The organism is Caldithrix sp. (assembly GCF_056497305.1).
Genome location: NZ_JBSMDE010000021.1, coordinates 1 through 24,115, shown reverse-complemented (window position 1 = coordinate 24,115; position 24,115 = coordinate 1). Strand labels below are relative to the sequence as shown.

The 24,115-nt window shown below is 47.1% G+C and carries 19 protein-coding genes; 14 read left to right on the top strand and 5 right to left on the bottom strand.

What is annotated here, in order from left to right; all coding sequences use genetic code 11:
• The 4 genes from ACWB0I_RS01930 to ACWB0I_RS01915 all read left to right on the top strand — a co-directional run bounded on the left by ACWB0I_RS01930 (position 1) and on the right by ACWB0I_RS01915 (position 2,841).
• Positions 1 to 441, top strand: a complete 441-nt coding sequence (locus ACWB0I_RS01930) for a universal stress protein (protein WP_479386345.1) — start codon at positions 1 to 3, stop codon at positions 439 to 441.
• 761 nt (positions 442 to 1,202) lie between these two features.
• Positions 1,203 to 1,508 carry a hypothetical protein gene (locus ACWB0I_RS01925; protein ID WP_479386344.1) on the top strand — a complete coding sequence of 102 codons (306 nt, stop codon included), beginning with the start codon at positions 1,203 to 1,205 and terminating at the stop codon, positions 1,506 to 1,508.
• Positions 1,436 to 1,972 carry a hypothetical protein gene (locus ACWB0I_RS01920; protein WP_479386372.1) on the top strand — a complete coding sequence of 179 codons (537 nt, stop codon included), beginning with the start codon at positions 1,436 to 1,438 and terminating at the stop codon, positions 1,970 to 1,972. The genes ACWB0I_RS01925 and ACWB0I_RS01920 overlap by 73 nt, the downstream gene beginning before the upstream one ends.
• 425 nt (positions 1,973 to 2,397) lie before the next feature.
• Positions 2,398 to 2,841 (top strand): hypothetical protein, encoded by a 444-nt coding sequence (locus tag ACWB0I_RS01915; protein ID WP_479386343.1) that lies wholly within the window; start codon positions 2,398 to 2,400, stop codon positions 2,839 to 2,841.
• Between the two features lie 427 nt (positions 2,842 to 3,268).
• Here ACWB0I_RS01915 and ACWB0I_RS01910 read toward each other — a convergent pair whose 3' ends face one another.
• The 3 genes from ACWB0I_RS01910 to ACWB0I_RS01900 form a co-directional block, all read right to left on the bottom strand.
• Positions 3,269 to 4,006, bottom strand: a complete 738-nt coding sequence (locus ACWB0I_RS01910; protein ID WP_479386342.1) for a glycosyltransferase — start codon at positions 4,004 to 4,006, stop codon at positions 3,269 to 3,271.
• Positions 4,007 to 4,024: 18 nt separating this feature from the next.
• Complete coding sequence (locus ACWB0I_RS01905; protein WP_479386341.1) at positions 4,025 to 5,527, bottom strand: alanine/glycine:cation symporter family protein; 1,503 nt, start codon at positions 5,525 to 5,527, stop codon at positions 4,025 to 4,027.
• Between the two features lie 632 nt (positions 5,528 to 6,159).
• Positions 6,160 to 7,188, bottom strand: coding sequence for a homoserine dehydrogenase (locus tag ACWB0I_RS01900; RefSeq protein ID WP_479386340.1), 1,029 nt, complete (start codon positions 7,186 to 7,188; stop codon positions 6,160 to 6,162).
• A gap of 179 nt (positions 7,189 to 7,367) precedes the next feature.
• Between ACWB0I_RS01900 and ACWB0I_RS01895 the strand changes: the two genes are divergently transcribed.
• The 9 genes from ACWB0I_RS01895 (at position 7,368) to ACWB0I_RS01855 (ending at position 20,676) form a co-directional block, all read left to right on the top strand.
• Positions 7,368 to 9,146, top strand: a complete 1,779-nt coding sequence (locus ACWB0I_RS01895; protein WP_479386339.1) for a hypothetical protein — start codon at positions 7,368 to 7,370, stop codon at positions 9,144 to 9,146.
• Between the two features lie 105 nt (positions 9,147 to 9,251).
• A complete protein-coding gene (locus tag ACWB0I_RS01890) occupies positions 9,252 to 9,815 on the top strand; it encodes a hypothetical protein (RefSeq protein WP_479386338.1) in 564 nt (187 codons plus the stop codon).
• A gap of 50 nt (positions 9,816 to 9,865) precedes the next feature.
• On the top strand, positions 9,866 to 11,101 hold the full coding sequence (locus tag ACWB0I_RS01885) for a serpin family protein (protein WP_479386337.1): 1,236 nt from the start codon (positions 9,866 to 9,868) through the stop codon (positions 11,099 to 11,101).
• A 40-nt stretch (positions 11,102 to 11,141) separates the two neighbouring features.
• On the top strand, positions 11,142 to 12,398 hold the full coding sequence (locus ACWB0I_RS01880; RefSeq protein ID WP_479386336.1) for a serpin family protein: 1,257 nt from the start codon (positions 11,142 to 11,144) through the stop codon (positions 12,396 to 12,398).
• Between the two features lie 340 nt (positions 12,399 to 12,738).
• Positions 12,739 to 14,124, top strand: coding sequence for a sensor histidine kinase (locus tag ACWB0I_RS01875; RefSeq protein WP_479386335.1), 1,386 nt, complete (start codon positions 12,739 to 12,741; stop codon positions 14,122 to 14,124).
• On the top strand, positions 14,125 to 15,501 hold the full coding sequence (locus tag ACWB0I_RS01870; RefSeq protein ID WP_479386334.1) for a sigma-54-dependent transcriptional regulator: 1,377 nt from the start codon (positions 14,125 to 14,127) through the stop codon (positions 15,499 to 15,501).
• Positions 15,498 to 16,445: a hypothetical protein gene (locus ACWB0I_RS01865; protein WP_479386333.1), complete on the top strand. Its 948-nt coding sequence runs from the start codon at positions 15,498 to 15,500 to the stop codon at positions 16,443 to 16,445. Before ACWB0I_RS01870 ends, ACWB0I_RS01865 begins: the two co-directional genes overlap by 4 nt.
• A gap of 6 nt (positions 16,446 to 16,451) precedes the next feature.
• Positions 16,452 to 17,468 (top strand): hypothetical protein, encoded by a 1,017-nt coding sequence (locus ACWB0I_RS01860; RefSeq protein WP_479386332.1) that lies wholly within the window; start codon positions 16,452 to 16,454, stop codon positions 17,466 to 17,468.
• A gap of 748 nt (positions 17,469 to 18,216) precedes the next feature.
• Positions 18,217 to 20,676 (top strand): phosphodiester glycosidase family protein, encoded by a 2,460-nt coding sequence (locus ACWB0I_RS01855; RefSeq protein ID WP_479386331.1) that lies wholly within the window; start codon positions 18,217 to 18,219, stop codon positions 20,674 to 20,676.
• Positions 20,677 to 21,079: 403 nt separating this feature from the next.
• Here the strand turns inward: ACWB0I_RS01855 and ACWB0I_RS01850 are convergent, their stop codons facing one another.
• Both ACWB0I_RS01850 and ACWB0I_RS01845 read right to left on the bottom strand, forming a co-directional pair.
• Complete coding sequence (locus tag ACWB0I_RS01850) at positions 21,080 to 22,084, bottom strand: 3-oxoacyl-ACP synthase III family protein (protein WP_479386330.1); 1,005 nt, start codon at positions 22,082 to 22,084, stop codon at positions 21,080 to 21,082.
• 70 nt (positions 22,085 to 22,154) lie between these two features.
• On the bottom strand, positions 22,155 to 23,027 hold the full coding sequence (locus tag ACWB0I_RS01845) for an alpha/beta hydrolase (RefSeq protein ID WP_479386329.1): 873 nt from the start codon (positions 23,025 to 23,027) through the stop codon (positions 22,155 to 22,157).
• A 267-nt stretch (positions 23,028 to 23,294) separates the two neighbouring features.
• Here ACWB0I_RS01845 and ACWB0I_RS01840 point away from each other — a divergent pair, with 267 nt between their 5' ends.
• A complete protein-coding gene (locus tag ACWB0I_RS01840; protein WP_479386328.1) occupies positions 23,295 to 23,465 on the top strand; it encodes a 4Fe-4S binding protein in 171 nt (56 codons plus the stop codon).
• The last annotated feature ends 650 nt before the right edge of the window (positions 23,466 to 24,115 follow it).

Sequence of the window (24,115 nt, the reverse complement as noted above, 5' to 3'; positions counted from 1 at the left end):
ATGCAAGTGTACAAAAAGATTTTAGTTACCATTGACTGCTCGCCCGTAGACCAGGCGGTGGTAGAGCATGTATCAGTTCTGGCTCTTCAGAACAGCGCCGAAGTTCATCTGCTGCACGTGGTGCATTCCCACACACTGGACCAGGATCGCGCGCTACGCGACCGGGCAATGACCTGTTTAAATACTCACCGCGATGCTTTGCAGGCAAAAGGTATCAAGGTACAGGTTCTTATTGAAAGAGGGGAACCGGCTACGGAAATACTGAATGTGATCAGGGGATCAGACTATGACCTGGTGGTTATGGCAACACATGGCCATACCTTTTTTGGCGACATCTTGTTCGGGAGTGTTTCGGAAGTCTTAAAGCATAAAATCAGCATTCCTCTTTTGCTGATCGCTCCGCCTTCGCGCAAATCCAAAAGGAAAGACGGGGAAAATTGAACGGGGGCGGCCCGGACCTCTGAACATAGTTCATGAACGCAGACCGTTAATTAGTGTAACATGGTAAACCCTATTTGAAGTAATTCAAATAAGGCGTTGGATTTCTCCCCTCAAGAAAACCCAATGCCTTTGCCGGAGAAAATTTACTGGGCATGTTCCCTCATCCTCAGGCCCCCTTTCTCGCAGCCGATCTTTTCAATGGTCTCCCAAACCGATTTTCCCCCATTTCTAACTTAGAAAATAATTTTTTAAGCAAGGGAAATTTTTTCTTCAATAAGGAAAATACATTCTCTACACTGAAAAAATACAGTCAGTAATTAAAAAGAAGTTGGATTACAATCCGTTTTAGATTTGAAACATATTGCGCAACATGGCTTGGATAAAAACCATTAAAGCGCCAGGGCGATAAGCTAAACAGGCAACAAAACTTTTTTTATTGGAATAAATTTGACTTTTGGAGAAATGTTATTTTATTTAACATTTGAAATATGTTTTAAATGATTGAAGTACAATTGGATTGAGCCAGTAATTTTGTATTAAAAATTCTCCCAATTAAATACACTACCAAAATTTAAAGGAATTGTATGCAAAAAAGAAAAAAGCATTGGAATCTAAATTTATTTAAAACATTTTACACGCTATGCTTCGTGCTATTTCTACTTCTGACTTGTTCCGGGAAATCTACGCCTATTCAAACTCTCCCTAAAAGATTCGAAATTTTCGATATTTCCTACCCCACACCGGTGAATGGAGACTCATCGATGACGAAGCTGGATGTTTATTATTATATTCCGGATGGCCAGCCCAAAAAATTAATGGTATTTATCCTCAGGGGAAGCTGGATTGGGGGAGATAAAAGCAATCTTAAACTTAAATCTGATGCAATGATTCAATGGTTTCTGGATAGGGGGGTTGTGGTGGCAGAACCCAATTTTCGTCTGGCAAGTAAATCCAATGAACCGCAGGAAAAGACCTATCGCGAACAACCACGGATATTGTTCATGCCCTTGCCTGGCTTAAAGAGAATGGCAGGAAATATGGTGTTGAAAAAGATGTTATTTTGTTAGTCGGCTATTCATCCGGTGCGCATTTTGCCCCTTTAATTACATCTGATTCAAGCTACTTAAAATCGGTTGGACATTCATTTGAAGATATCAGAGGTGTTGTCTCCCTGGATGTACACGCTTATGACATACCTTACGCCCTTCAACTAATGGTAGGAAGTGTAGTGGAACAAAACATTCCTCTGATCAGGTATTTATTTGGAAACTCAAAAGAAGAACAACTGAAGGCTTCACCTGCTTTTTATATATCGGATAATCCACTTCCTTCAAGACTCATTATTTCAGTTGGAGAATTCTCAACTGAAAGAAGTAGAGGATATATTACCCCTCAAGCTTCTCGACATTATGTGAAATTACTTTTAGATCGAGGACACAAGGCAATCTGGAAACATATTAACAACGAAACCCACGCCACATTGGTTTTAGATTTTGGAACTAATGGGGATGAACCGACAAATGAAGTATAGAATACTTCCTTCAAAAGATGTAATGCATTAGCGTGCGAAAATTTTTGTACTGAAGATCCTAACCCCCCGGCCCCCATCCCTTTTTTTAATAAAGGGGAGGGGGGGCAAATTGTTAAGGGTTGTTTAGTTTTGGCCGTATATGTGAATAAATTTTATTTTTTTTCGAAATCTTTGTGCTCTCTACGGTTAATTTTGGTTGCGGCTGTGCTGCCTTAGAAATTATTCTGAATAATCTGTTCCGTCTGCGACTCCGGCCAAGCATTCCGAAAATTTTTAGCCGGATTCACTTACGTCAATCATTTTTAATTTTTTTAACCTTACCTCCTTCAAAATCCGTTTGTTTTTTTCACAGAACTTTTTTACACTTCTGTCGTTGACAATGGTCTGAAATTCAGAAGGTAGTGACGAAAAGGAGGTTACGAGCCATGCGACGATTTGTTCAGATTCTGGTACTCAGTTTGATTTTAACAGGTATGCTTTGGGCCCAGACCAGTGGCAAAGGGGTTGGCGTGATCATCGGCGAACCGACCGGCATCAGTTTAAAAATCTGGCAAACGGCTAACACAGCCCTGGATGGGGGACTGGCCTGGTCGTTTGGGCCTGACAGCAAACTGCACTTGCACGCCGATTATCTGTACCACAATAAAAACTTGCTCAAGGAACCCAACTACCTTGTGTATTACGGGCCTGGCCTGCGCCTGAGGATGGGCGATGAAGATCGTGTGGGAGTGCGTGGGGTCATCGGTGTGAACTATTATTTTCAATCGGCGCCTTTGGATATGTTTCTGGAAATCGTGCCCATCATGGATTTGCTGCCCGGTACCTATCTGAGTTTTAATGCCGGAGTCGGCCTACGCTATTTTTTCTAGAATGCTACTTTCAGAAGATCTAATTCTTTAGTGGGCGAAAATTTTTGTGCTGTGAGAGGAAGTAAAAAGGTTGAGTTGTTGAGTTGTTTAATCGTTGAATGGCCTGTCCGGCTGCCACGGCCAGACGGGCCTGTCCTTCGGCCGGATAAACCTATCCGGTGGCCAGACGTGTCTGTCCCCGAGACTCGGGATTTCCACTTCGTTCCAACCTTCGGCCGGACAAGCCTGTCCCCGAAAATCGGGGCGAGGGGGAGTTAAATCTACCAGTGTAAGGGATTCTTCTCCCGCTAAAGCGGGAGAAGAATGACACTCAGCACCATTTAACGATTCAACCATTCAACTAATTAACTATTACACTTAACTCTTTCGCACATACGCTTTTCTGGGCCAGGGGAGGTCTCGTGCTGAAGCTCGAGTTACGTCGCGCCTACGCCTCCTTAGAAAAACGTTTGCGCAGCCAATGCAAATCGCGCATTACCGGTACTAAATTTCGCACAGCAGACATGCGCGAGTCCCGATCGCAGCGCCAATCGATCGGGAACTCTTTCCACACAAAGCCCGCTTTTTTAGCTAAAAGATAAAGCTCCAGATCAAAAACAAATCCATCGATTTGCGAATGGTTAGCCAGCCAATGGGCTGTTTTTCCCTCAAAGATTTTAAAACCGCATTGAGGATCGCTAAGCTTTGCGGTCAAAGGCAAATACCCATGAACCAGGGTTCTGAAAAGGAAGGAGATGATCCGTCGACGCAGGGGCATGGGCTTTAAAAAATGACTTTTCTTTAAAAAACGGGAGCCGGCGGCAATGTGACAGGTTTCTTTTTGAATGAGCTGTCGGGCGGTGATTAAAAAATGCAGCGGCACAGTGCTTCCGCTGTCCATAAAACCAATCAGCCGCCCCTTGCCAGCCAGCAGGCCCTGTCGCACCGCGTGGCCTTTTCCTAAGTGTTTACCCGGGAAAAGAGCCTGCAGGGAGGGGCCAAATTCTGTTTGTAACCGCCGGACGATGCCGGCTGTTTGATCCCGGCTGCCATCATCGGATACAATGATCTGGCCGTCCATGTTGTGTTTTCTAAAAAAAGCGAAGGCGGCGCGCACATCCTGTTCGATCTTGGCCGCCTCATTCCACACCGGAATCACCAGCGAAAGGTCAAAGCTCTCAGCCATTGAGGTAACCAGGCATCGTTAATAGACGCGTTTTCCACCACTGAACGAGTCAGTAGTGATTCTGGCTACCACGCCTGCCAGGAACAACAAGCCGATCAAATTGGGGAAGGCCATCAAAGCGTTTGCTGTGTCGCCCACATTCCAGACAATGTCCAGATATTGTCCCTGTAAATTAGCTCCAATGAACAACAAAGCGATGTAAATAAAGCGATAGGGCTTTTTCACCTTTACGCCGGCGATGTACTCCAGACACTGTTCGCCGTAATACGCCCAGCCGATGAGCGTGGTGTAGCCGAACAGAAAAGAAGCGATGGCAATGATCGTGCCGCCAATGCCAAAGGGCAACACGGTATTGAAAGCCGCGGAAGTTAACGCCGTACTGGAAAGCCCTCCGTTTTGCAGATTGTAGCCTACCTGACTGGCGAACTCGACCACCTGGGAAGGTAAATTTTGCAAATGGACGTTAGCCCCGTTTAAATCGACGCCCAGCGCCGGGGTGAACATCCACATGCCGCTCAAAACAATGGTCAGCGTGGTCATGGTATTGACCACAATGGTGTCAATAAACGTGCCGGTCATGGCAATCAAACCGTTTTTGGCCGGGTCGCTGGATTTTGAAGCGCTCTGTGCAATGGCCGCCGAGCCGAGGCCTGATTCGTTGGACAGCACCCCCCGACTCACTCCCAGACTCAGGGCTTTTTGCACGGAAGTGCCAATCAGCGCTCCACCGACGGCTTTACTGGTGAACGCTGCAGCAAAAATGATTTCAAAGGCTTCCAGAATGTGGGCCGCATTGACCAGAATAACGATAATGGCGCCCAGAAAGTAGAATACAATCATGGAAGGCACCAGGCGTTCGGCCACAGCGCCTATGCGTTTAATCCCTCCTATCACCACCAGACCGACGAGCAGAGTTAACAGCGTGCCACTGAGCAAAGGAGGCACGCCAAATTGGGTTTTAAAGGCCAGAGCCATGGAATTGGACTGGGCCATGTTGCCGGTTCCAAACAGAGCTGCAAAAGCGCCGCACACGGCAAACAGAGCGGCCAGAAATTTACTGAAGCGGCCTTCTTTTAAACCATAGCGGATGTAGTACATGGGCCCGCCGGCCATGGTGCCGTCTTCGGCTACTTTACGATATTTGACGCCTAAAAATCCTTCGGCGTATTTGGTGGCCATGCCAAAGAAGCCGGAAATCCACATCCACAATGGGGCGCCGGGACCGCCGGTGGCAATGGCCGTGGCTACGCCGGCAATATTGCCGTTACCTACCGTGGCAGCCAGAGCTGTCATCAAAGCGGCAAAAGGAGAAATGTCCCCTTCCTCCTCGGCAACATGATCTTTACCCCGGGCGCCCAGAAAAACCAATTTTAAGGCATTGCCCAACCGGCGTACCTGAATCATTTTGGTAACTATGGTCAGCACAATACCGGTAATGACCAGCAAGGCAACCATCCAGTTGCCCCACATGAAATCCCGAACCTGAAAACTCAAGCTAAGCAGCGTCTCCAACCATCCCATGGAATCTCTGTGCCTCCTACAATGTGACAACCATTGAAAATTGATTTCTAATAATAAAAGAAATTCATGAAAGATGCCAGAAAATATTGAGCGACACGCGAATTGTCAATTCGGCTGATACGCTGAGTACGTCAGGGCAAATAGGCGTAAGGGCGAGGTATTTTTCTGAAGATGGTTCCAATGAGCGCAGCCTATTTGTGTACCAGTTAAAATTGCTCTTAAGCAAAACTTTGCAAAAAATGCTTCGCCTTTAGAAAACTCGAGCTAAAGCTCGAGTTACGTTGCGCTAGCGAATTGTCTGACAAAGTAAGGGATTTATCGGCTTAGCTCTCTTCCGCAAACCGGGGCAAGGGGAAAAATCAACCTGCCGGTGTAGGGCTCGAGCTAAAGCTCGAGTTACGATTGAAACGGACATTCGGATTGAAAGTCCTGGGTGAAAGAGATTCCTCACCCCGCTGAAGCGGGATGAGGAAAGACACCCCGTCACGAACCCATTCTCCCGCAAAAGTGGAAGAATGAAAAAACAGTGCGCGGATTCTTTAACCCGCTAAAGCGGGTTAAAAAACAACAGCCAGCACCGCTTCACCCTCTGCGCACTCTCTACCCTTTTTCCTTTCCCACGCGCTGCAAAATCAACGCCGGCCGGCAATGGCCAGTAGATCATTCAGCACGGCATAGCCTGTTTCATGCTCCCCTGCGCCCGGCCCGATGATGGTCACCTGACCCAGGTAATCGGTGGTAATGGTCAGCGCGTTGGTGGCTCCCCGTACACTGGCTAAGGGATGGCTTTTGCTGAGCAACTCAGGCTGCACCGCGGCCTTGATGCCTTCTGCGCTTTTTTCTAAAGTGGCGATCAGTTTCCACACCCTGTTCTCTTTTTGGGCCTGCAGCACATCCGCCTGACGCAAAGAGCTGATTCCTTTCCTCTTGATTCTCTGTTTGTCCAGGCCCACCTTAAAAATGGCCTGACTCAAAATCATCGTTTTGGCCACGGCGTCCCAGCCTTCCACATCGGCCGTGGGATCGGCTTCCAGGTAGCCTTTCTGGCTGGCTTCCGAAACGGCCTGGTCATATTCCAGTCCCTCTTCCATGCGCGTCAAAATGTAATTGGTAGATCCGTTTACAATGCCCTGCACTTTTTGCACTTCCAGTCCGGCCAGATTTTCTTTGATCAGATTGATCAATGGGGTTCCGGACACCACCGTGCCTTCGTAACGCAACTGAACCTCGTTGCTTTGAGCCAGAGCTTCCAGCTCAGTCAAATGAAGAGCAATGGGCCCTTTATTGGCTGTAATGACGTGTTTTTTCCGTTTTAAAGCCGAGCGGATGTAGGAGGTCGCCGGCTGGCCCGTTTCAAGATTTGTAACCGACAACTCGATCAGCAGATCGTAATCTACGGTCTCCAGCAATTTTTCCGTGGCAGTTTCTGTGGTTTGAAATCCGCTTTCCGCAAACCTCTTTCCTGTTCGGGCGGCCTTTAACACTTTTTCCAGATTAATGCCTTGAGGATCGATGATTTTACCTTTGCGGCGTGTAAGTATGCCCACCGTCTTAACAGTCACATCAAAGTCCTGGCGTAGGATTCGTTCCTTTTTAATCAGCAGATCGGCAAATCCCTGGCCCACGTGGCCAAAGCCGATGATCAGCATTTTTAATTCCATCCTCTACTCCTGCTTTGCAAATATTCTGGGCGCAAAGTATCAAAAATCTGAAATATTTTCAAATTTCTGAACTTTTTTTCGTGGTTTGCTGGCGCTCATTGCTTAAATTTGCAGTGTGGTCAGGCTGGCACACATTTTGAAGATCCGAACAAAAGTACAAAAACCTGAGGAGCAATCAGATGAGAACCTTAATCCTTTCTGGCATCTTACTTTTGAGCCTGGTTTCAGCCCGCGCACAATTTTCAAGCAATGATGTGCTGGAAAAACAGTTCGAGAATTCCGAACTCTACTTTCAGCGTTTTTTTCTGAACACCTTTGGTCTGGTCCATTTTTCAAAGGTTTCACCCGGTTTTTTTGATGATCCCTTTGTCAGGCTGAAGCTGAATCCGGCTATCGGTGTGCAGGATTCGCTCCGAAAAACGGAGTTGTATTTTGACTACCGCAGCGATCGTCAGCGATCTTTTCCTGAACCGATCGTTCAACCCCAGGTGATTTACAGTCCCAATGTTCTGACGCCCATCTATCGGCCCGATCTGCGCTGGTACCGGATTACGCGTTCCGAGCCCGAGCCCGTGCTGTCTGCCGGCTTTCGCTCCTGGCTGGCTGCCCGATGGCATGTTACTATGGGCTATCAGTTGATTTACAAAGAAGAACCTTTTTACCATCAGCCAAATTACTTTTACGAGCCCAATCCTTATTACGATGAATTTAACCACTACCTGTTTCCCGCGGAAATGGACGCGCCGGTTACCAGGCTGAGTCAACAGGGCGATCAAGCGCTGACCCGCGCCCACCTGTTTGCCACCTATCTCTCTTACCGCTGGAGTCATTCGCTCAGTGTGGGCCTGGGCGCTGATTTTGTTGCACACAATCGAAAAGGCGATTACCTCGATCTGCTGCGCGACGATTATTCCGCTTTTACCTTACGGAGCTATTCCGATAAGCGCAATATGGATTACCAGCATTCCGATTTTTTTGCAGGCTTAAATTGGCAGATCAACAAAAAATGGCAAATGGGCTGGCAGGCGGGCTTCCTGGCAGGCCAGGCCAAACAAAAAGAACTTTTTGACGACACACTGCGCACAGACGACAACCAGGGCTTCTACGATTATCATCAGACCAAAGACCTTCGTTTGCAACACGACGGCAAAAGATACTACTCCACACTCACATTTCAGTTTTCGCCCAACCAACGCAACAAAGTTTTTGGCTTTTTTAACTACGCCCGGTTGCAAAACGATATCGGAACGTCATCCCAGGTGGCCACCCGGCGCCAGTCGGAATATTCTTCGCAAAACGGGCTGGAATATGCTTCCCACACACACCTTTCTACGCTAACGGATGTGCGAAGCGGTTCAGGAACATTAAAAGAAAATCTGTGGGAAGCTATGTTTACCGTTCAAGTCAAGCAGGGCGCCCGCACCAGATTGCATTTTGGCTTTTACTATTCCTACCTGAAAGGTCAAAAGCAGGTGCAGGAACCAGTGTGGTATGAAGCCTATTCCCACTCTCTTGAAGAAGGAGACCGGCAAACAACCGGCTACTACCGCTACGAATCCACCTACCACAACCGGGAAAACAAAACTCTTTACTGGACGTACGACTACACGCGACAGACGATTCAGATGCCCATCTACTGGTGGCACCGTGTTTTCGAAAATCTGGCCGTTTTTGTGATTATCAATAAGATATGGACAGCCTGGGAAACCGGTGAAACAACAGACGCTTACTACAGAGAACGTTACGATTTACACGATGGCCAGGAAAGTACAAAAAAAGATTTTATCGAACGCTTTGAGAAACAGAGTCGACATTACACAGAAGACCTGTCCGATCTGGCAATGGGTTTTGAAGTGCCCCTGGTTAAAAACACAACCGTCCGCTATCTGTTCAATCCGGATTTATTGGATGAAATGCGCATCAGCCAGTGGTGGCTGAGCGTTCGTTTTCGCTTTTAAAGATCACTGCCCGGAATCTGCTCCGGCTCAGATCAATTTTCTGGTAGCAAGAATACCTCAGAAGGCGGAAATTGTTTAAGTGGTTTAAATAACAAAAGGTTTACCATGATCCGCTGTTGCAAAATTGTACTTTTGGGCATCGTTTTAATTGGCTGCGGCCGGGAAAAGGCAGGAATCATCGGTTCCCGCATTCTTTCCCTGCCAGAGCAAAAATATCTGTTTGAAATCGAATACATTAATTTCGCCTGGGGTTACATGCAACACGGCTTGTACATCGATTCCAGTGGCCATGTCTTTAATTTTCAGTACAGTCCGACCGACACGCCCTGGGCCTACATCGGTCATCCTATTGTCTCTGAAGGACAACTGCAGGAAAAATATGCGCATCAGGCTCAATTTCGTCTGTCCATCCCCAGATCGGTTTTACGGCAGAAAGCCGCTTTAATTCCTCTTACGCTGAAGGCTCAGTATTCCGACACGACATACCCGATGGTCGATGCCGGACTTTTAATCTACAAATGCTATTGGAAAGACGAAAGCACAGGATTGTATCGGGTTATTGAACTGGAAGTTTCCGGTGACTCCCAATATCACAATCAATCGGCCGCAGCCCGAGAATTGAGCCGCTGGTTGGAAGATATCAGGAAGAAATTAGAACGAACGAATTAAGCTACCATTAAGTACAAAAGATAATAAGAGAAATCAAAACCAGGGAAAAGATGACCATACATCGTGTAATATTTAATCTCATTTTACTGTTTTCCATTTTGCTGTTCTATTGTAACCGGGAAACAGAACCTCTGGTTCCGCCGGAAGATTCAGCGGGTTCGGCCATTAATCAAAGCGAATTTGTCGCCATTAACAACACCTTTGGTTTCGAACTGTTTCGTCGGATTAACTACGCCAGACAGGATTCCAATATCTTCATTTCGCCATTCAGCGTTTCCATGGCCCTGGGCATGGCCTTAAACGGCGCCAATGGCAACACCTTTGAACAAATCCGCCAGACACTGGGATTTGACGCCCACGAACTAAACAGCATCAATCTGGCTTACAAAGCCGCTTTTGAACAGTTGCAAAACAGCGATGCGCAGGTTGTGCTGGAACTGGCCAACGCCCTGTTGTACGAAAAGGCATTTCAGGTGTTGCCTTCGTTTTTGGAGGTCAATCGAGCTTATTTCTTTGCAGAGGTACAAAAAGCGGATTTCGCTGATCCCGCCACTCTGCTAGCCATCAATAACTGGGTTAAACAGAAAACCCATGGCAAGATTGAGTCCATTTTAAAATCCATTCCGCGTGATGCGCTGTTGTACCTGCTCAACGCCATCTATTTTAAAGGCACATGGACCTACGCCTTTAATGCGGATGACACAAGAGACTGGATTTTTCACACGGCAAACGACTCGTTGGTACATTGCCCGATGATGTTTCTAACCCGGCGCCTGGCTCACTACCAGGGAAACCATTTTGAAATGGTTCTACTGCCTTATGGTAAGGGAGCCTTTAACATGGCTGTCATTCTGCCGCGCCAGCCCATGGACCTGGACGGTTTGTTAAGAACATTGGACAGGACGCGCTGGCAGTCATGGCTGGCAGCAGCTCAAACGGACAGCGGCACCATAGGTCTGCCGCGCTTCTCCATACAATTTGAAATGAAACTGAACAATCTGTTAAAAGAGATGGGCATGAGTGATGCTTTCAATCCAGCTACTGCCGATTTCAGCCATTTAACGCCCGAAAACGGAATCTACATCAGCCTGGTAAAGCACAAAACCTTTGTGGAAGTGAATGAAGAAGGAACCGAAGCGGCCGGGGTAACCATTGTTGGTTTCGAGCGTAATTCCAGCGACTTTTTTGAGATGATCGCCGATCGGCCTTTTTTGTTTCTCATTTACGAAAAGAACAGCGGAATCATCCTGTTCATGGGCAAGATGGTCAATCCTGCTGAAGATTAATACGTTGCAGGGTATAGGTTAGGTAACAGGAGGGAATACAATGAAACATTTGATCTTTGCTCTCAGCCTGCTGTTTTGCAGCCTGTGGCTGGCGATAGGCTGCAACTTTGATCGCACACCTTTGTCGCCCAAAGAAAACCGCTACCAAACACTTCCCGTAAAGCCATTGCACAAAAAGGTCATCCAGGCCAGCAATGCCTTTTCCTTTGATCTGTTTTCTCAGGTGAATGAGCAACAACCGCAGAGCAATGTTTTCATCTCGCCTTTCAGTGTTTCCATGGCCCTGGGCATGACGTTAAACGGAGCCAGCGATTCAACTTACTCTGCCATGCAAAAGACGCTGGGCTTTGATGGCATGGATGAACAGGCCATAAACGAGGCTTACGCCTATCTTTATCAGAACCTGCAACAGCTTGACCCACGCGTCATTTTTGAAATAGCCAACTCCATCTGGTGTAGAAAGGGCATCGATTTTTTGCCCGAGTTTTTGGCTGTTAACCGACAATATTTCAACACTGAAGTGCGTTCCTTAAATTTTGCCGATCCTCAGGCTGTTCTTACGATTAACAACTGGATTGCTCAGGTTACACATGGGAAAATCCCCAAAGCGCTGGACAACATATCGGCTGACGCAGTGATGTATTTGATCAATGCGCTGTACTTTAATGGCTTGTGGACCTACCAATTCCCGGAAGATGAAGTACAACAACACGCGTTCATGCAACTTAACGGACAGACCACAGAGTGTTCCATGATGTACGTGACCTGCAAGATTCCGGTATTAATCGATGGGCGGATTAAGGTCGCTCAATTGCCGTACGGTCAGGGCAATTTCGTAATGACGCTCATCATGCCAGAACATATAACCGATTTCGTGACCTACGTGCAGGAGTTTACTCAGGAAGAATGGATGCGTATTCTGGAAAACTTAAAAGAAGACAGCTGCACCATCGGGTTGCCAAAACTACGATTTGGCTTTAAAACCTTGCTGAATGAGCCGCTAAAGGAATTAGGCATGCGGATCGCCTTTGACCCGGTGCAGGCCGATTTTTCACGCATGGCAGACAAATACCAGCTGTTCATCAACCGTGTTATCCACCAGACCATTATTGAGGTCAGCGAAAAGGGTACTGAGGCAGCAGCCGTTACTATTGTGGAGATTGTGGTCATTACAATTGGAGGCCCGCACATCTTAAGTCTGGTATTTGATCAACCCTTTATTTTTGTGATCAGTGAAAAATCAAGCGGTTCAATCCTGTTCATGGGCAAGGTCATCAAACCCGTGTGGGAAGAATGAAGGTAGAAGAGGAATTTTGAGCGTCAGCGCAATTTTTTAAGTGCGAGTGGTGCCTAAATGGCCAGGCCTAAGGCCAAATGTCATTCAAATCGCGATTTATCGGAAGAAGAATTCCTTACACTTGCAGACCATTCGCAAGCGTACCATAACTCGAGCTTCAGCTCGAGTTTTGTAAGGGCGAAGAAAGTATCAAGCGCAGGCTTGAAGCTTGCGCCTACCGGCTAACTGAATTCCCCCGCGCCCCGATTTTCAGTGCTAAAAGATTAGAGGGCGAGGACTCCGCTCAATTGTATTCGGTTAAACGAATTTGTACATTATTACGTAAAAAAAAGGCCAGGGTATGAAATTATTCAACCTCAATTCTCTGAAAACGCGGACCATTGTTCTGTTCACCTGCATTAACGTGCTGGCCCTGGTTCTGCTGGCCCGTTTCAGCTATCTGTTTGTGCGTAATTTGTACATCAAACAATTTCAGGAACAAATGCAAATCAGCCTGAATGTCATTGCCAGGCAAATCGATCCGCAATTATTACCGTTTCTGGTTCCCCAAGAAAGGTCCAGAGCTCAGCGCTATTTTACCACCACACTGCTTGAGCTGGACTCTCTACTCAACCTGGAGAATGCTTTCATTTTTAATAAACAGTGGCAGGTTCTCAGCGCCATCAACCGTTCAAACGCCGTAACGGGTCTGCTGGTTAACAAAGAGAGTTTGCGTCATTTAAAACGCGGCCAAACGTTCATCGGTCAGCCCTTTACCGGCGACGACCGGCAGTGGTATCTCTGGGCTTTTGAACGCTTAACAGAAAACCACTACCTCGGCCTGCAGGCCAATGCCCGTCAATTGGCGCAAATCACACGCCTGTCTGGCCAATTCATCTTGTTTGTTTTGATCGGCCTGATTTTAACCCTGCTGGCCGGGCTGTACATTGCCCACTCCATTCACACCCCTTTAAGCGGCATTACTGCTTTTAGTCGCAAGATCGGAGGCGGCGACTTTTCAGCGCGCCCCCCGGCCACCCGGTTAAAAGAGATCGTCGATCTAACACAGGCCCTGACCCAAATGCGCGATGCCCTGGCTCAACGCGATCAGGAAAAGGAACAGATGCTGGCCCAAATTGCCCACGAATTGCGAAATCCTTTAGGGGGAATCGAATTATTGTTAGGCCTGATTCGCGACGACCTGCCAGACGATCATGCCGATCAAAATTACTTAAAAAAAGCGCTGGAAGAGGTGCGTCATCTGAAACAACAGATTAATGAATTTTTAGAATACAGTCGGCCCCGCCCGGCGCAAAGAACAGAAGTTGACCTGCCGCAACTGGTGAGCGAACTCAAAGAGCGGTTCGCCATCGAATTGAAATCCAGAAAAGTTGAGTTGCTTACGCAATTTAAACAGAAAACCCTGTATTTTGATCCGGACCATCTGAAACACATTTTGAACAACTTATTGGCCAACAGTTTGCAGTCTCTGAACGGCAGGCCCGGCATCATTTTCCTGCGCTGTGAACAGAATGCGCTGGAAATTGAAGACAATGGGCCGGGTATTGCCGCCGAATACCAGGAGAAAATTTTCCAGCCCTTCTTTACTACCCGAAGCAACGGCGTTGGCCTGGGACTGACCATCTGTCAGAAACTGTGTGCCTTGAACGAAGCCACCATCCGCCTGGTACCGGGCGTTCAGGGCGGAGCGCTATTTAGAATTGAGTTAAACGGAGAAACCAATTAAATGAAACAAAGGAAACTGAGCGTGGTCGTGGTAGAAGACAACCCGACCATGCGTCTGGGACTGCGCGAAAATTTAAAGCGCGCCGGTTACCTGGCCTTCGATTTTGCCGACGGACCGGCTGCGCTGGAATTCCTCAAAAGCCACGAAGTCGATCTTCTGGTAACCGATTTACGCATGCAGCCTCTGGATGGCTTGCAGGTATTGCAGGAGAGCAAAAAATTACAGCCACGCCTGGAGGTGCTGCTCATTTCCGCCTACGGCACCATTGACGAAGCCGTCAAAGCAATGAAAATGGGCGCAGCCGACTTTTTAACCAAACCCTTTTCCGGCGATGAATTTTTACTGCGGGTGCGCAATGTAGCGCAAAAAATTCTTCAACAACAACAAATTGAAGCCCTGCAGGCCGAGAACGCTTACCTCAATCAGGAAATAAGCGGCCAGTTTGGACAGATGGTCGGAAAATCGCCGGAAATGCAACGCATTTTTCATTTAATCGAAGCGGTAGCCGACGAAGACAGTCCTGTGCTCATCCAGGGCGAAAGCGGAACGGGCAAAGAACTGATCGCCCGGGCCATCCACCAAAGGAGCAAACGGGCCGCGCATCCTTTCATCAAAGTAAACTGTGGCGCGCTAAACGACAATTTACTGGAAAGCGAACTGTTTGGCCACGAAAAGGGCGCATTTACCGGAGCCATCCGGCAGCGCAAAGGCCGCTTTGAACTGGCCGATGGCGGCACCCTCTTTCTGGATGAGATCGGCGATGTCTCTCCCGCTTTGCAGGTTAAATTATTGCGTGTTCTACAGGAAAAAGAGTTCGAGCGTCTGGGCGGTGAAAAGACCCTGCGTGTGGACGTGCGCATCATCGCAGCCACCAATCGCAATCTGGAACAACGTATCGCCAGCGGCCACTTTCGTCAGGATCTTTACTACCGTTTGAGTGTCATCCCGATTAAAGCGCCGGCCTTGCGTCAGCGTAAAGAAGACATCCTGCTTCTGGTGGAATATTTTCTGCAACAGTTGAATCAGCGACGAGGCTGCACCAAAAAAATCGAACCGCAGGCCCTGGAAATATTGAGCGCCTACCACTGGCCGGGCAACATCCGTGAATTGCAAAACGTAATAGAACGTCTGCACATCATCTGTGCGGATGAGGTCATTCCCACGCACCTGGTGGCCGCTCAACTGACCGGAATCAATCTCAGTACACAGGATTGGCAAAACCTGCCTTTAGACCAGGCGCTGTACCAATTTGAAAAAAATCTGATTATTCAGGCTTTAAAAAAGGCCAATGGCGTCAAACAACAGGCCGCTAAACTGCTGGGCATCGGCACCAGCGCTCTGTACTACAAGTTGGAAAAATTTGGACTCAACACATGAAAGCAATCGGACTACTCATTATCCTGTGTTCGTTTTTTAGTCTGCAGGCGCAAACCACCCCGCTGACGCGCGCCGAAAGGGAGCGCCAGACCTTACTGCAACACATCTGGCAAAGCGCCCTGCAAAAAGAAGCTCTGAACCGACAATTGCGCCCCTTACAAATTCAGATCGATTCACTGCAACGAAGACAGGCAAAGTCCTCCAAAATCGCTCCTTTACAAAAGAGAGCATTGCACCACTCCCAACAAATCGTAATGCTTCAGGCCAGATTGGATTCGCTGTACGAACGGCTTGTCGCCGTTAACGCCCGTCTGTTCCGTCTGTACAATCAACAAATCGACTCCTTACGGCAACGTGTAACAACAGCCAGAAAGGCAGCGCAAAAAAACGTCCTGTTAACGCGCATTAAACAACTGCTGCGTAAACGCTTACTGGTTTCTCCGGAGCTGAAAAATTTGTCGCTGGATGTGCAAAATCTTGGTAAGCTTAATCCGAATGAGGTGCAGGATAGTCTGAAAAGGGCTATTTTAATCGACTATTTGCAAAACGCCTTGCGGGAAATCGACCGCCAGGTTGATTTTCTACAATTAAAACACAAAGAATTACGTCAGATGCAACGCTTGCAGGAAAAAGCCCGCGCTTTTGTAGATGAAATCAACGATGCGCAACTCAGCAGTGCGCTTCCTTTTCAACAGACGCAAAAGCGCAGCATTGCGCCCCAGGGCTATGGCGACCGCGAGATCGACATGGTCCCAGAAAGCATTCTCCCTGCGGCCTCTCCGGCCGGTGTGGTGGTAGATCTGCCCCAAATCGACCGGCTGATCAGTCAATCTCTGCAAGCCCAATCGACCGTGCCCATCGATTCGGTACTCAAAACCATTGAGCGCGCCCAGAACACATTGGAGAGCTACCGGGCGTTAATCCAATCCCGCTTAAAACAGTAAAGTGCAATGGATTGTACTTCAAGATTACAGCGCTGGATTTTGTTCTGTTTTGTTTTTGAACTTTCCTTCATTGCTGGTGGGAAGGCCCAGTTTTTTTCACACTTCAATCTGGAAAGCGGCCTGTCACGTTTCCGCAATGAACAGCAATATCTGTTGTTCAGACCGCGCCTCGAACTGGGCCAGACTGTGACCAATGCCCCGGTTCGTCTCAAATGGCTCACCGCTTACCAGCCGGAAATCTTCGACATGGACGCCTCGTTGTTGACCCAACGCCTGAAAGGACAATTTACCTTGCAGGTCCAAAAAAAGGGATTCAGCGCTGAGATGCGCTTTCGGACGCGTTACCAGCACTTTAAATTAAAGACGGCCTCCTACGCCTGGCAAAGCAGCGATCTTTCTTTTCAGCTCACCTATCAGGCCTCGCGCTCTCTTTTATGGAGCGCAGCCGCCATGCTCTGGTACCGCGACACCAAAGACTTCGACCGTCAGCAGCTCAATGCCCGGGTTTTGCAATTGGGCCCCGGCTTCTGGCTGCAATCGTTTCTCTTGCGCGTACTGCTCTACCATGAACGTTACTCTTTGCAACCCGTTGCCGTTGATTCTTTGCAGCCCAATCATGGCCAGCGCCTTGGACTGGCCTTTGGCCTTGATTGGAAAGGTCGCTTTCTCTTTTCATTCCACTACGCTATTCTGTTACACTTTCATCAGGGCCTGATCCGACCGCTGACCGATCAACAGTTCAATCTGTTGTTTGGCGCCTGGCTGGGCCGGCACTGGTCTCTCCTCTTTTTCGCAGAATACTACCGACTTCCGGCTGCACGTGTAAAAAGCGCTTTTGTACTGCTCTACTCACCGGTCAATTCCACTAACCGCTTGCATCTGAAAATCAGCCGTGATCTGAGTCGAAAAACAGAGTTGTACATCCGCCTTGGTTACGAGCAGGAAAAATTGATTCGTCCTGAAGATCGCTGGCAGTATGGGCAGGTTGTGTTGGGCTTCATGAAAAAGCTGGGGAAAAAGTAAAAGCGGTTTTGTCCTGTGTAAATCGGCCGGGCAGATTGTTAAGCCTTCTTCTCCGAATTGCCTCTCTCCAGAATAGGCTTCAGGGATTGTCACTTCGCGAACGATGCCCCGATGCAGTCGGGACAGAAAGACGTAAAGGCGAAGCATTTTTAAATTAAAAATTAAACATTACGAATTACGAATTAATTTGTGAAAGGGCAAGTGTTGTCCAGGCGGTGAGGAACCGTGCCGGCATGTCATTCTGAGAATCCCTTACATTGGCAGACCATTCGAAAGAGCAATGTAACTCTAGCTTTAGCTCGAGACTTTCTGTCATTCTTCTCCCCGATTTTAAGGGACAGGCCCGTCTGGCCGTGGCAGCCGGACAGGCCATTCAACAAATCAACAAATCAACAATTCAACAGCTTTAATCCCTCACATAGCACAAAAATTTTCGCACGCTATTGCATTACATCTTCTGAAAGAAGTATTCTAAAAATGGTTCCAATTAACACAACCTCTTTGTGTACAAGTTAAAATTGCTCTTAAGCAAAACTTTGCAAAAAATGCTTCGCCCGTAAAAACCTCAAGCTAAAGCTCGAGTTACGCTTTACTTAAAATAACACCTGGCCTCACTTCTTAAGTACAACCAGTCATTGCACAAAATAATTCGCAATTGAATTCGGTCTTTTGGAGAACTAAACTACTTGCTATTGAACAGATACTATTTTAATTTAGGACACATTAATCACCAAACAGCGAGTTCATCATGAAAAAATTTGTCATTCTGTTGTGCGCCCTCTCATTCCTTCATGCCCAATACCATTACCGTGTAGACAACACCTTGATCGTTGGTCCGGGCATGGTTTACAAGCATGTGAGCGTACCCGAAAAATTGTGGAATATCAACATTCTGGAAATTGATCTTAAAAACCCTTACGTGGCCATCGAAACGGTGAAGGCCAAAGACGCCTATGTGGGGCGAGAAACCACCAGCTCCATGGCCAGACGACGCAGCTACCAGGGACATCAGGTCATTGGCGCCATTAATGCCGACTTTTTCAGCAGTGAAGGCGTGCCCATCAACGTACAGGTCATTCAGGGTCAGATGTTGCGCAATCCCATTGCTGTTTCGACCATTGGTTTCGACAAAGAAGACCATCCCTGTCTGGATATTGTTCATTTCAGCGGTCAGGTGCTCACGGCCCAGGGCGAGCACGTCATCAATCACGTCAACGGTGTGCGCAATACAGATGAAACCGTGCTTTACAATCGCTTTCATGGCACATCAACCGGCACCAATCAATGGGGAACCGAAGTTGCGTTAGTTCCCATCACGCCCTGGGTGGTTAACGACACGGTTTGGGCCATTGTACAAAACAAAGAAACCCTAAAAGGCGACATGGCCATTCCGGTCAATGGCGCCGTCCTTTCGGCCCACGGCAATGCCATGCCCTTTTTCGACGACAATGTTGCTTCCGGTGACACCATCGGTCTTGTTCTGCGTCTGACGCCTGCTTTACCGCAATTAATGGAAATGGTCGGCGGCTACCCCAAAATCGTTTACCAGGGAGAAAACTGGGCCGATGAAGGTTACCAGGAAGAGGGCGGCCCCGGGCACGCCTACCAGGTTCACCCCCGAACCGCCGTGGGATTTAATGCCGATTCCAGCAAACTTTACTTTTTTACAGTCGACGGACGCCGAGCCGGTCTTTACAAGGGCATGACCTTACCCGAACTGGCCGATGTGATGATCGATTTTGGCGTGGCTTATGGTTTAAACCTGGATGGAGGCGGTTCGACCACCTTTGTTGTGCGCAATGCCATTAAAAATCACCCTTCCGACGGTTCTGAACGGCCGGTTGCCAATGCCTTGCTGGCTATTTCCTCGGCGCCTGAAGGAGAATTCGGCGCCATTCAAATCGAACCGGACAATGTTGAGCTCTATTTCAACGGATCGCAGCAATTTACCGTAAGTGGCTGGGATGAATTTTTTAATCCATACGCCATTGCCCTGCAACAGGTACATTTTTATGTGGATTCCACGCTGGGCACCATTGACAGCCAGGGAATGTTCAAAGCCACGGCCAATGGTGGTAGCGGCTATGTTTACGCCCAATATCAAAACAGCGTCGATTCGGCCTTTGTTCGAATTAAGGCCATCCGGCAAATTGACCTCGAACCCGAGTTTGCCGTGACCGACACTCTGCAGCCCATCACCTTAAGCGTAAAGGGTCTGGTGGAAGATGGAAAAACCATTACCCTATCGGCGAACTCCTTGCATTGGGAAGTGAGCGTTCCTCAAATCGGCTTTATTCAGGATGGGAAATTCTTTGGGTTGCAGGAAGGGCAAACCCAGGTTATTGCCTTATTCGATACCCTGTCCGATTCCATCACCGTACGCGTTGAAGTGGGCACAGACACCCGATTACTGGATATCATGGATGATGCGAACAGCTGGCAACTAAGCGGGGAACATTTCGATTCGTTACATTCTGCCCTCTCTCTGGACTCAACCATTCATTCGGCCGGGCAGTACGCTCTGCGTCTGGATTATCAATTCGTCTACTCCAGCGCGCAAAAAGCGAACTATTATTTGACCAAAAAGATTCCGATTTATGGCCTGCCAGAAAAAATTGGCCTTGATTTTAAATCCGATGGCGGGAATCACAAAATCTATTTTGTCGTCTCAGACAACAATGGCGAGCTATTTAAAACCGACATGCGCGGCTATCTTAAAGACAGCACGCAATTTGTTACCGTCTGGCATCCGGTCACTACTTTTTCGCCATTCGACAACCTGGCTCAATTTAATTACCCGATTCAAATAGAGTACATCTGGTTTAAGCCAGGAAGTTCTGTTGAAAATGGAGAAACAGTAGCCGGTTCGGTCTATTTTGATTATTTACGCGTCCAGTACCCTACTTTGACCAGTTTAATCCCTTTAAACCAAAACAAGCTACCGCAGACCATTCGCTTATTTTCCAACTTCCCCAACCCTTTCAATCCGGCGACAACCATTCGTTTTGAACTACCACAAGCCGCTCGTGTGGAGTTGAGGATTTACGATGTTCGCGGGCGTTTAATCGAAAATCTATTACAACAAAAACTATCCGCCGGGCTGCACCAGATTGACTGGCAGGCTGATCGGTTCGCTTCCGGCATCTATTTTTGCAATCTCACCGTAGAAGGCAAATCCTTTGTACGCAAGATGATGTTTTTAAAATAAAAGACTAAAGCAGCACAGCCGCAACCAAAAAACTTATTTAAAAAAAGACAGACCGATGTCCGGGAACCCTTTAACTCTTACACTCTTAATTCTTCCCTTCCAACAAAGGAAGTCATTTCACTAATTAGCCCTCACCCCCTCGATCCCCCTCTCCCAGAATAAAAATCTGGGAGAGGGGGAAGATTTTTCTCACTTATGTTGGAAATACCATTCACGAACAATGGGAATTCGCCATGTCAGCTCGATGCTCATTCAACCATTCAACAAATCAACAATTCAACAGATTTACTTCCTCACAAAGCACAATAATTTTTGCATCCCGCCATGGCGGGACTAGATCTCTTGAGGGAAGTATTCTAACCGATTTCAGCCTGCCCAATCTTCGGAAGCTTCTTGTTGTTGCTTACCAGCGAATTAAGGAGGAAGCCCAGGTGAAGCCGCTGCCAAAGGCTGCCAGGCATACCAGACTGCCTTCTTTAATCAATCCCTGCTCCAGGGCCTCGCTCATGGCGATGGGAATGGATGCCGCGGTGGTATTTCCGTATTTGTGAATATTGGAAAACACCTTTTCTTTTGGCAAACCCAAGCGCAATTGAACCGCTTCGGTGATCCTCTGGTTGGCCTGGTGGGGGATAACCAGATCAACGTCTTCGGTCTTAACCTGCGCGGCCTGCAATGCCTCTTTAATCACTTCCGGAAAACGCGTAACGGCATGTTTAAACACATGGCGTCCATTCATATAGGGATAGATTTTCCCCGACTTCATGATCTCTTCTGTAAGATGGGGTCGATAGCGAGAACCGGGTGATTCCACCCACAATTCCTGGGCAAACCGTCCGTCAGCGTGTAAATGATTGGTTAAAATGCCTCTTCCGTCATCTCCCTCATAAGCAGAGACAACAACCGCTCCAGCGCCATCGCCAAACAAAACGGCTACATCTCGTCCTTCAGTACTCATATTCAATCCGCTGCTATGGACTTCTGCTCCCACTACCAGTACATTGTCATACATTCCTGTTTTGACAAACTGATCGGCAGTAGTCAGAGCATAGATGAATCCTGTACACTGGTTTCGGATGTCCATGGCTCCAATACCAGGAATCTCCAGATGAACCTGTAAGGGACAACCGGAGCCAGGGAAAAAGTAATCCGGACTTAAGGTGGCAAAAATAATAAAATCTATGTCCGTCGGTTTTAATCCAGCCATCTCAAGCGCCTTTCTGGCTGCCTGAGCTCCCATGTACGAGGTTGTCTCCCCGTTTTCTATGTCTGCAAAACGACGTTCAATAATTCCGGTTCTCTCCCGAATCCATTGATCAGAAGTGTCCATGATCTTTTCCAGATCAAAATTGGTTACAACCTTTTCTGGCAAATAACGTCCAACACCGGTAATAATTGATTTTCTCATTTAATCCTCCATGGTTTCTTTTATTGTAAAGGATAATCACAAACTCAAATCAAGGTCATGCTTAAAATCACTAATCTAAGTATGTCTTGGTTATGAAATTTTCTATGGCAATAGCCACATTCTCATCTTTTAACAAGGAAGAGTGGTTGTGTCCTCTGGCAATAAATTTTTTAATTCGATTCTTTTTGGCCTCTTTAAAGATCTTTTCCACTTCGGAGTATTCCACCACTTCATCCTTAGTGCCGTGAATCAACAGTACTGGGATCTGGATTTGTTTAATGATTTGGGCCGGGGAAACTTCTTTCAGAGATCGACCGATTCTAAACTCAATGTAAGTAAGCAGGCTTTTGATAAAGCCCCGCGGCACATTGCTTTTCAAAAATCCCTGGTACAAAATATTTTCCATATCGGAAAAGGTACTGATGGAAACCACGCCGGCAACTCGGCGATCATCATGAGCAGTAAGCAAGGCGGCAGCTCCCCCGAGAGAATGCCCAAGCAAAACAATTTTCACTCTGTTGGAGAATTTTTTTTCTATGAAATCCAGCGCATGGCGAATATCAGTTTCATATTTCAAAATGGTCATGGTTTTTTCGTGATCGCTTTTTCCGTGATTACGGGTATTCAGTAAATAAACCGGGCCCATTTTAACCAGATGCGTGGCAATTTCTAAAAAATTATCTACCGTATTGGCCCAACCATGTACGCAAAGAAAAACCAGATTACCCGGATTTTGTGCAGGTATTTCAAATAATTGCAACTTTTTATGGTGAACCGTTTCAATAAAAATTTCATTAAATGGTAACCCCAATTCCGCGGGTGTACGTTTATTTTCTACAGGAGGATGATGAAAAATACGATGCAGAATGCTGTTAAGCAGCATAAAAAAAGCAATAATTCCCAGAGCGCTCAATAAGAAAATGTACAGTATGATCTTTATCATTTTAACCTCCGCATCTAATATATTGGAATCGGACATTTTATGCAATTTTTAAGAACTGCTCCGCAGGATACCTTCTTTCCCAATTTTAGGAACCTTTCTGGCCATTTTTGTATTTCTAAAAAATATTTTACAGCAGCGACTGAGGCCATTAAACGTTAATCTTTTATTTTTTAATTAGTTAAGAAAAATACTCTAATCTGGCATAATAATTGTTTAAAGAGCAGCTCTTTATGTTAAACATTAAATTTTAAAACAAAGGAGAATTTCATGTACGTAGTTCAGGAAGAAGAATGCATCAGTTGCGTGGCTTGCGAAAGCGAATGCCCCAGCGGAGCCATTGAGATGAAGGACGATGTGGCTTACATTAACCAGGAAATGTGCGAAGATTGCGGTGATTGTGCTGCAGTCTGCCCCACGGGTGCTATTTTAGAGAAATAACAGCCAATGTCAGGAACAAAGGTTGTTTTTGCTGTTCCTGGTATGGTACATCCCTTAGCTCTGAATAAATTGTAAAGGGCCGCTTTTCTTTTAAGGCGGCTTTTTAGAATACTTTCCTTAAAAGATCTATCCCCGCCATGGCGGGATGCAAAAATTTTTGTGCGGAGTGAGGAAGTAAAAAAAAGGTTGAGTTGTTGAATTGTTTAATTGTTGAATGGCCTGTCCGGCTGGCCAGACGGGCCCGTCCCCGAAAATCGGGATTTCCGCTTCGCTCCAACCTACGGCCGGACAAGCCTGCCCCCGAGGATCGGGATTTGGAATGACGCTCGGCACGAAACCTCACTGATTGTCATTTCGACCGATGCGCGGATCGAAAGCGACGTTCAGAGTGGAGAAATTTTTTTTCGCCTTTACAAAAGGCTCGAGCTGAAGCTCGCGTTACGTCTGAAGTGGGATTCAGAATGACATGCCAGCACAGGCCTTCACCGCCTGGGCAAAACTTTCCCCTTCGCAAAATAATTCGTAATTCGTAATAGTGTCATTTGACCGGTACTGGTTTGTATTTTACAAGTCAATTTACCTTTCCCATCCAGTGGCTTTTTTAATTTAGCAATCGACAAGAACCTGTCAAGCCCTTAAATGAAAATTTC

What these genes read in the sequence shown, in the direction of transcription:
- ACWB0I_RS01930 (WP_479386345.1), top strand. Translation starts at nt 1, where the DNA reads ATGCAAGTGTACAAAAAGATTTTAGTTACCATTGACTGCTCGCCCGTA.
- ACWB0I_RS01925 (WP_479386344.1), top strand. Translation starts at nt 1,203, where the DNA reads ATGACGAAGCTGGATGTTTATTATTATATTCCGGATGGCCAGCCCAAA.
- ACWB0I_RS01915 (WP_479386343.1), top strand. Translation starts at nt 2,398, where the DNA reads ATGCGACGATTTGTTCAGATTCTGGTACTCAGTTTGATTTTAACAGGT.
- ACWB0I_RS01910 (WP_479386342.1), bottom strand. Translation starts at nt 4,006, where the DNA reads ATGGCTGAGAGCTTTGACCTTTCGCTGGTGATTCCGGTGTGGAATGAG.
- ACWB0I_RS01905 (WP_479386341.1), bottom strand. Translation starts at nt 5,527, where the DNA reads ATGGGATGGTTGGAGACGCTGCTTAGCTTGAGTTTTCAGGTTCGGGAT.
- ACWB0I_RS01900 (WP_479386340.1), bottom strand. Translation starts at nt 7,188, where the DNA reads ATGGAATTAAAAATGCTGATCATCGGCTTTGGCCACGTGGGCCAGGGA.
- ACWB0I_RS01895 (WP_479386339.1), top strand. Translation starts at nt 7,368, where the DNA reads ATGAGAACCTTAATCCTTTCTGGCATCTTACTTTTGAGCCTGGTTTCA.
- ACWB0I_RS01890 (WP_479386338.1), top strand. Translation starts at nt 9,252, where the DNA reads ATGATCCGCTGTTGCAAAATTGTACTTTTGGGCATCGTTTTAATTGGC.
- ACWB0I_RS01885 (WP_479386337.1), top strand. Translation starts at nt 9,866, where the DNA reads ATGACCATACATCGTGTAATATTTAATCTCATTTTACTGTTTTCCATT.
- ACWB0I_RS01880 (WP_479386336.1), top strand. Translation starts at nt 11,142, where the DNA reads ATGAAACATTTGATCTTTGCTCTCAGCCTGCTGTTTTGCAGCCTGTGG.
- ACWB0I_RS01875 (WP_479386335.1), top strand. Translation starts at nt 12,739, where the DNA reads ATGAAATTATTCAACCTCAATTCTCTGAAAACGCGGACCATTGTTCTG.
- ACWB0I_RS01870 (WP_479386334.1), top strand. Translation starts at nt 14,125, where the DNA reads ATGAAACAAAGGAAACTGAGCGTGGTCGTGGTAGAAGACAACCCGACC.
- ACWB0I_RS01865 (WP_479386333.1), top strand. Translation starts at nt 15,498, where the DNA reads ATGAAAGCAATCGGACTACTCATTATCCTGTGTTCGTTTTTTAGTCTG.
- ACWB0I_RS01860 (WP_479386332.1), top strand. Translation starts at nt 16,452, where the DNA reads ATGGATTGTACTTCAAGATTACAGCGCTGGATTTTGTTCTGTTTTGTT.
- ACWB0I_RS01855 (WP_479386331.1), top strand. Translation starts at nt 18,217, where the DNA reads ATGAAAAAATTTGTCATTCTGTTGTGCGCCCTCTCATTCCTTCATGCC.
- ACWB0I_RS01850 (WP_479386330.1), bottom strand. Translation starts at nt 22,084, where the DNA reads ATGAGAAAATCAATTATTACCGGTGTTGGACGTTATTTGCCAGAAAAG.
- ACWB0I_RS01845 (WP_479386329.1), bottom strand. Translation starts at nt 23,027, where the DNA reads ATGATAAAGATCATACTGTACATTTTCTTATTGAGCGCTCTGGGAATT.
- ACWB0I_RS01840 (WP_479386328.1), top strand. Translation starts at nt 23,295, where the DNA reads ATGTACGTAGTTCAGGAAGAAGAATGCATCAGTTGCGTGGCTTGCGAA.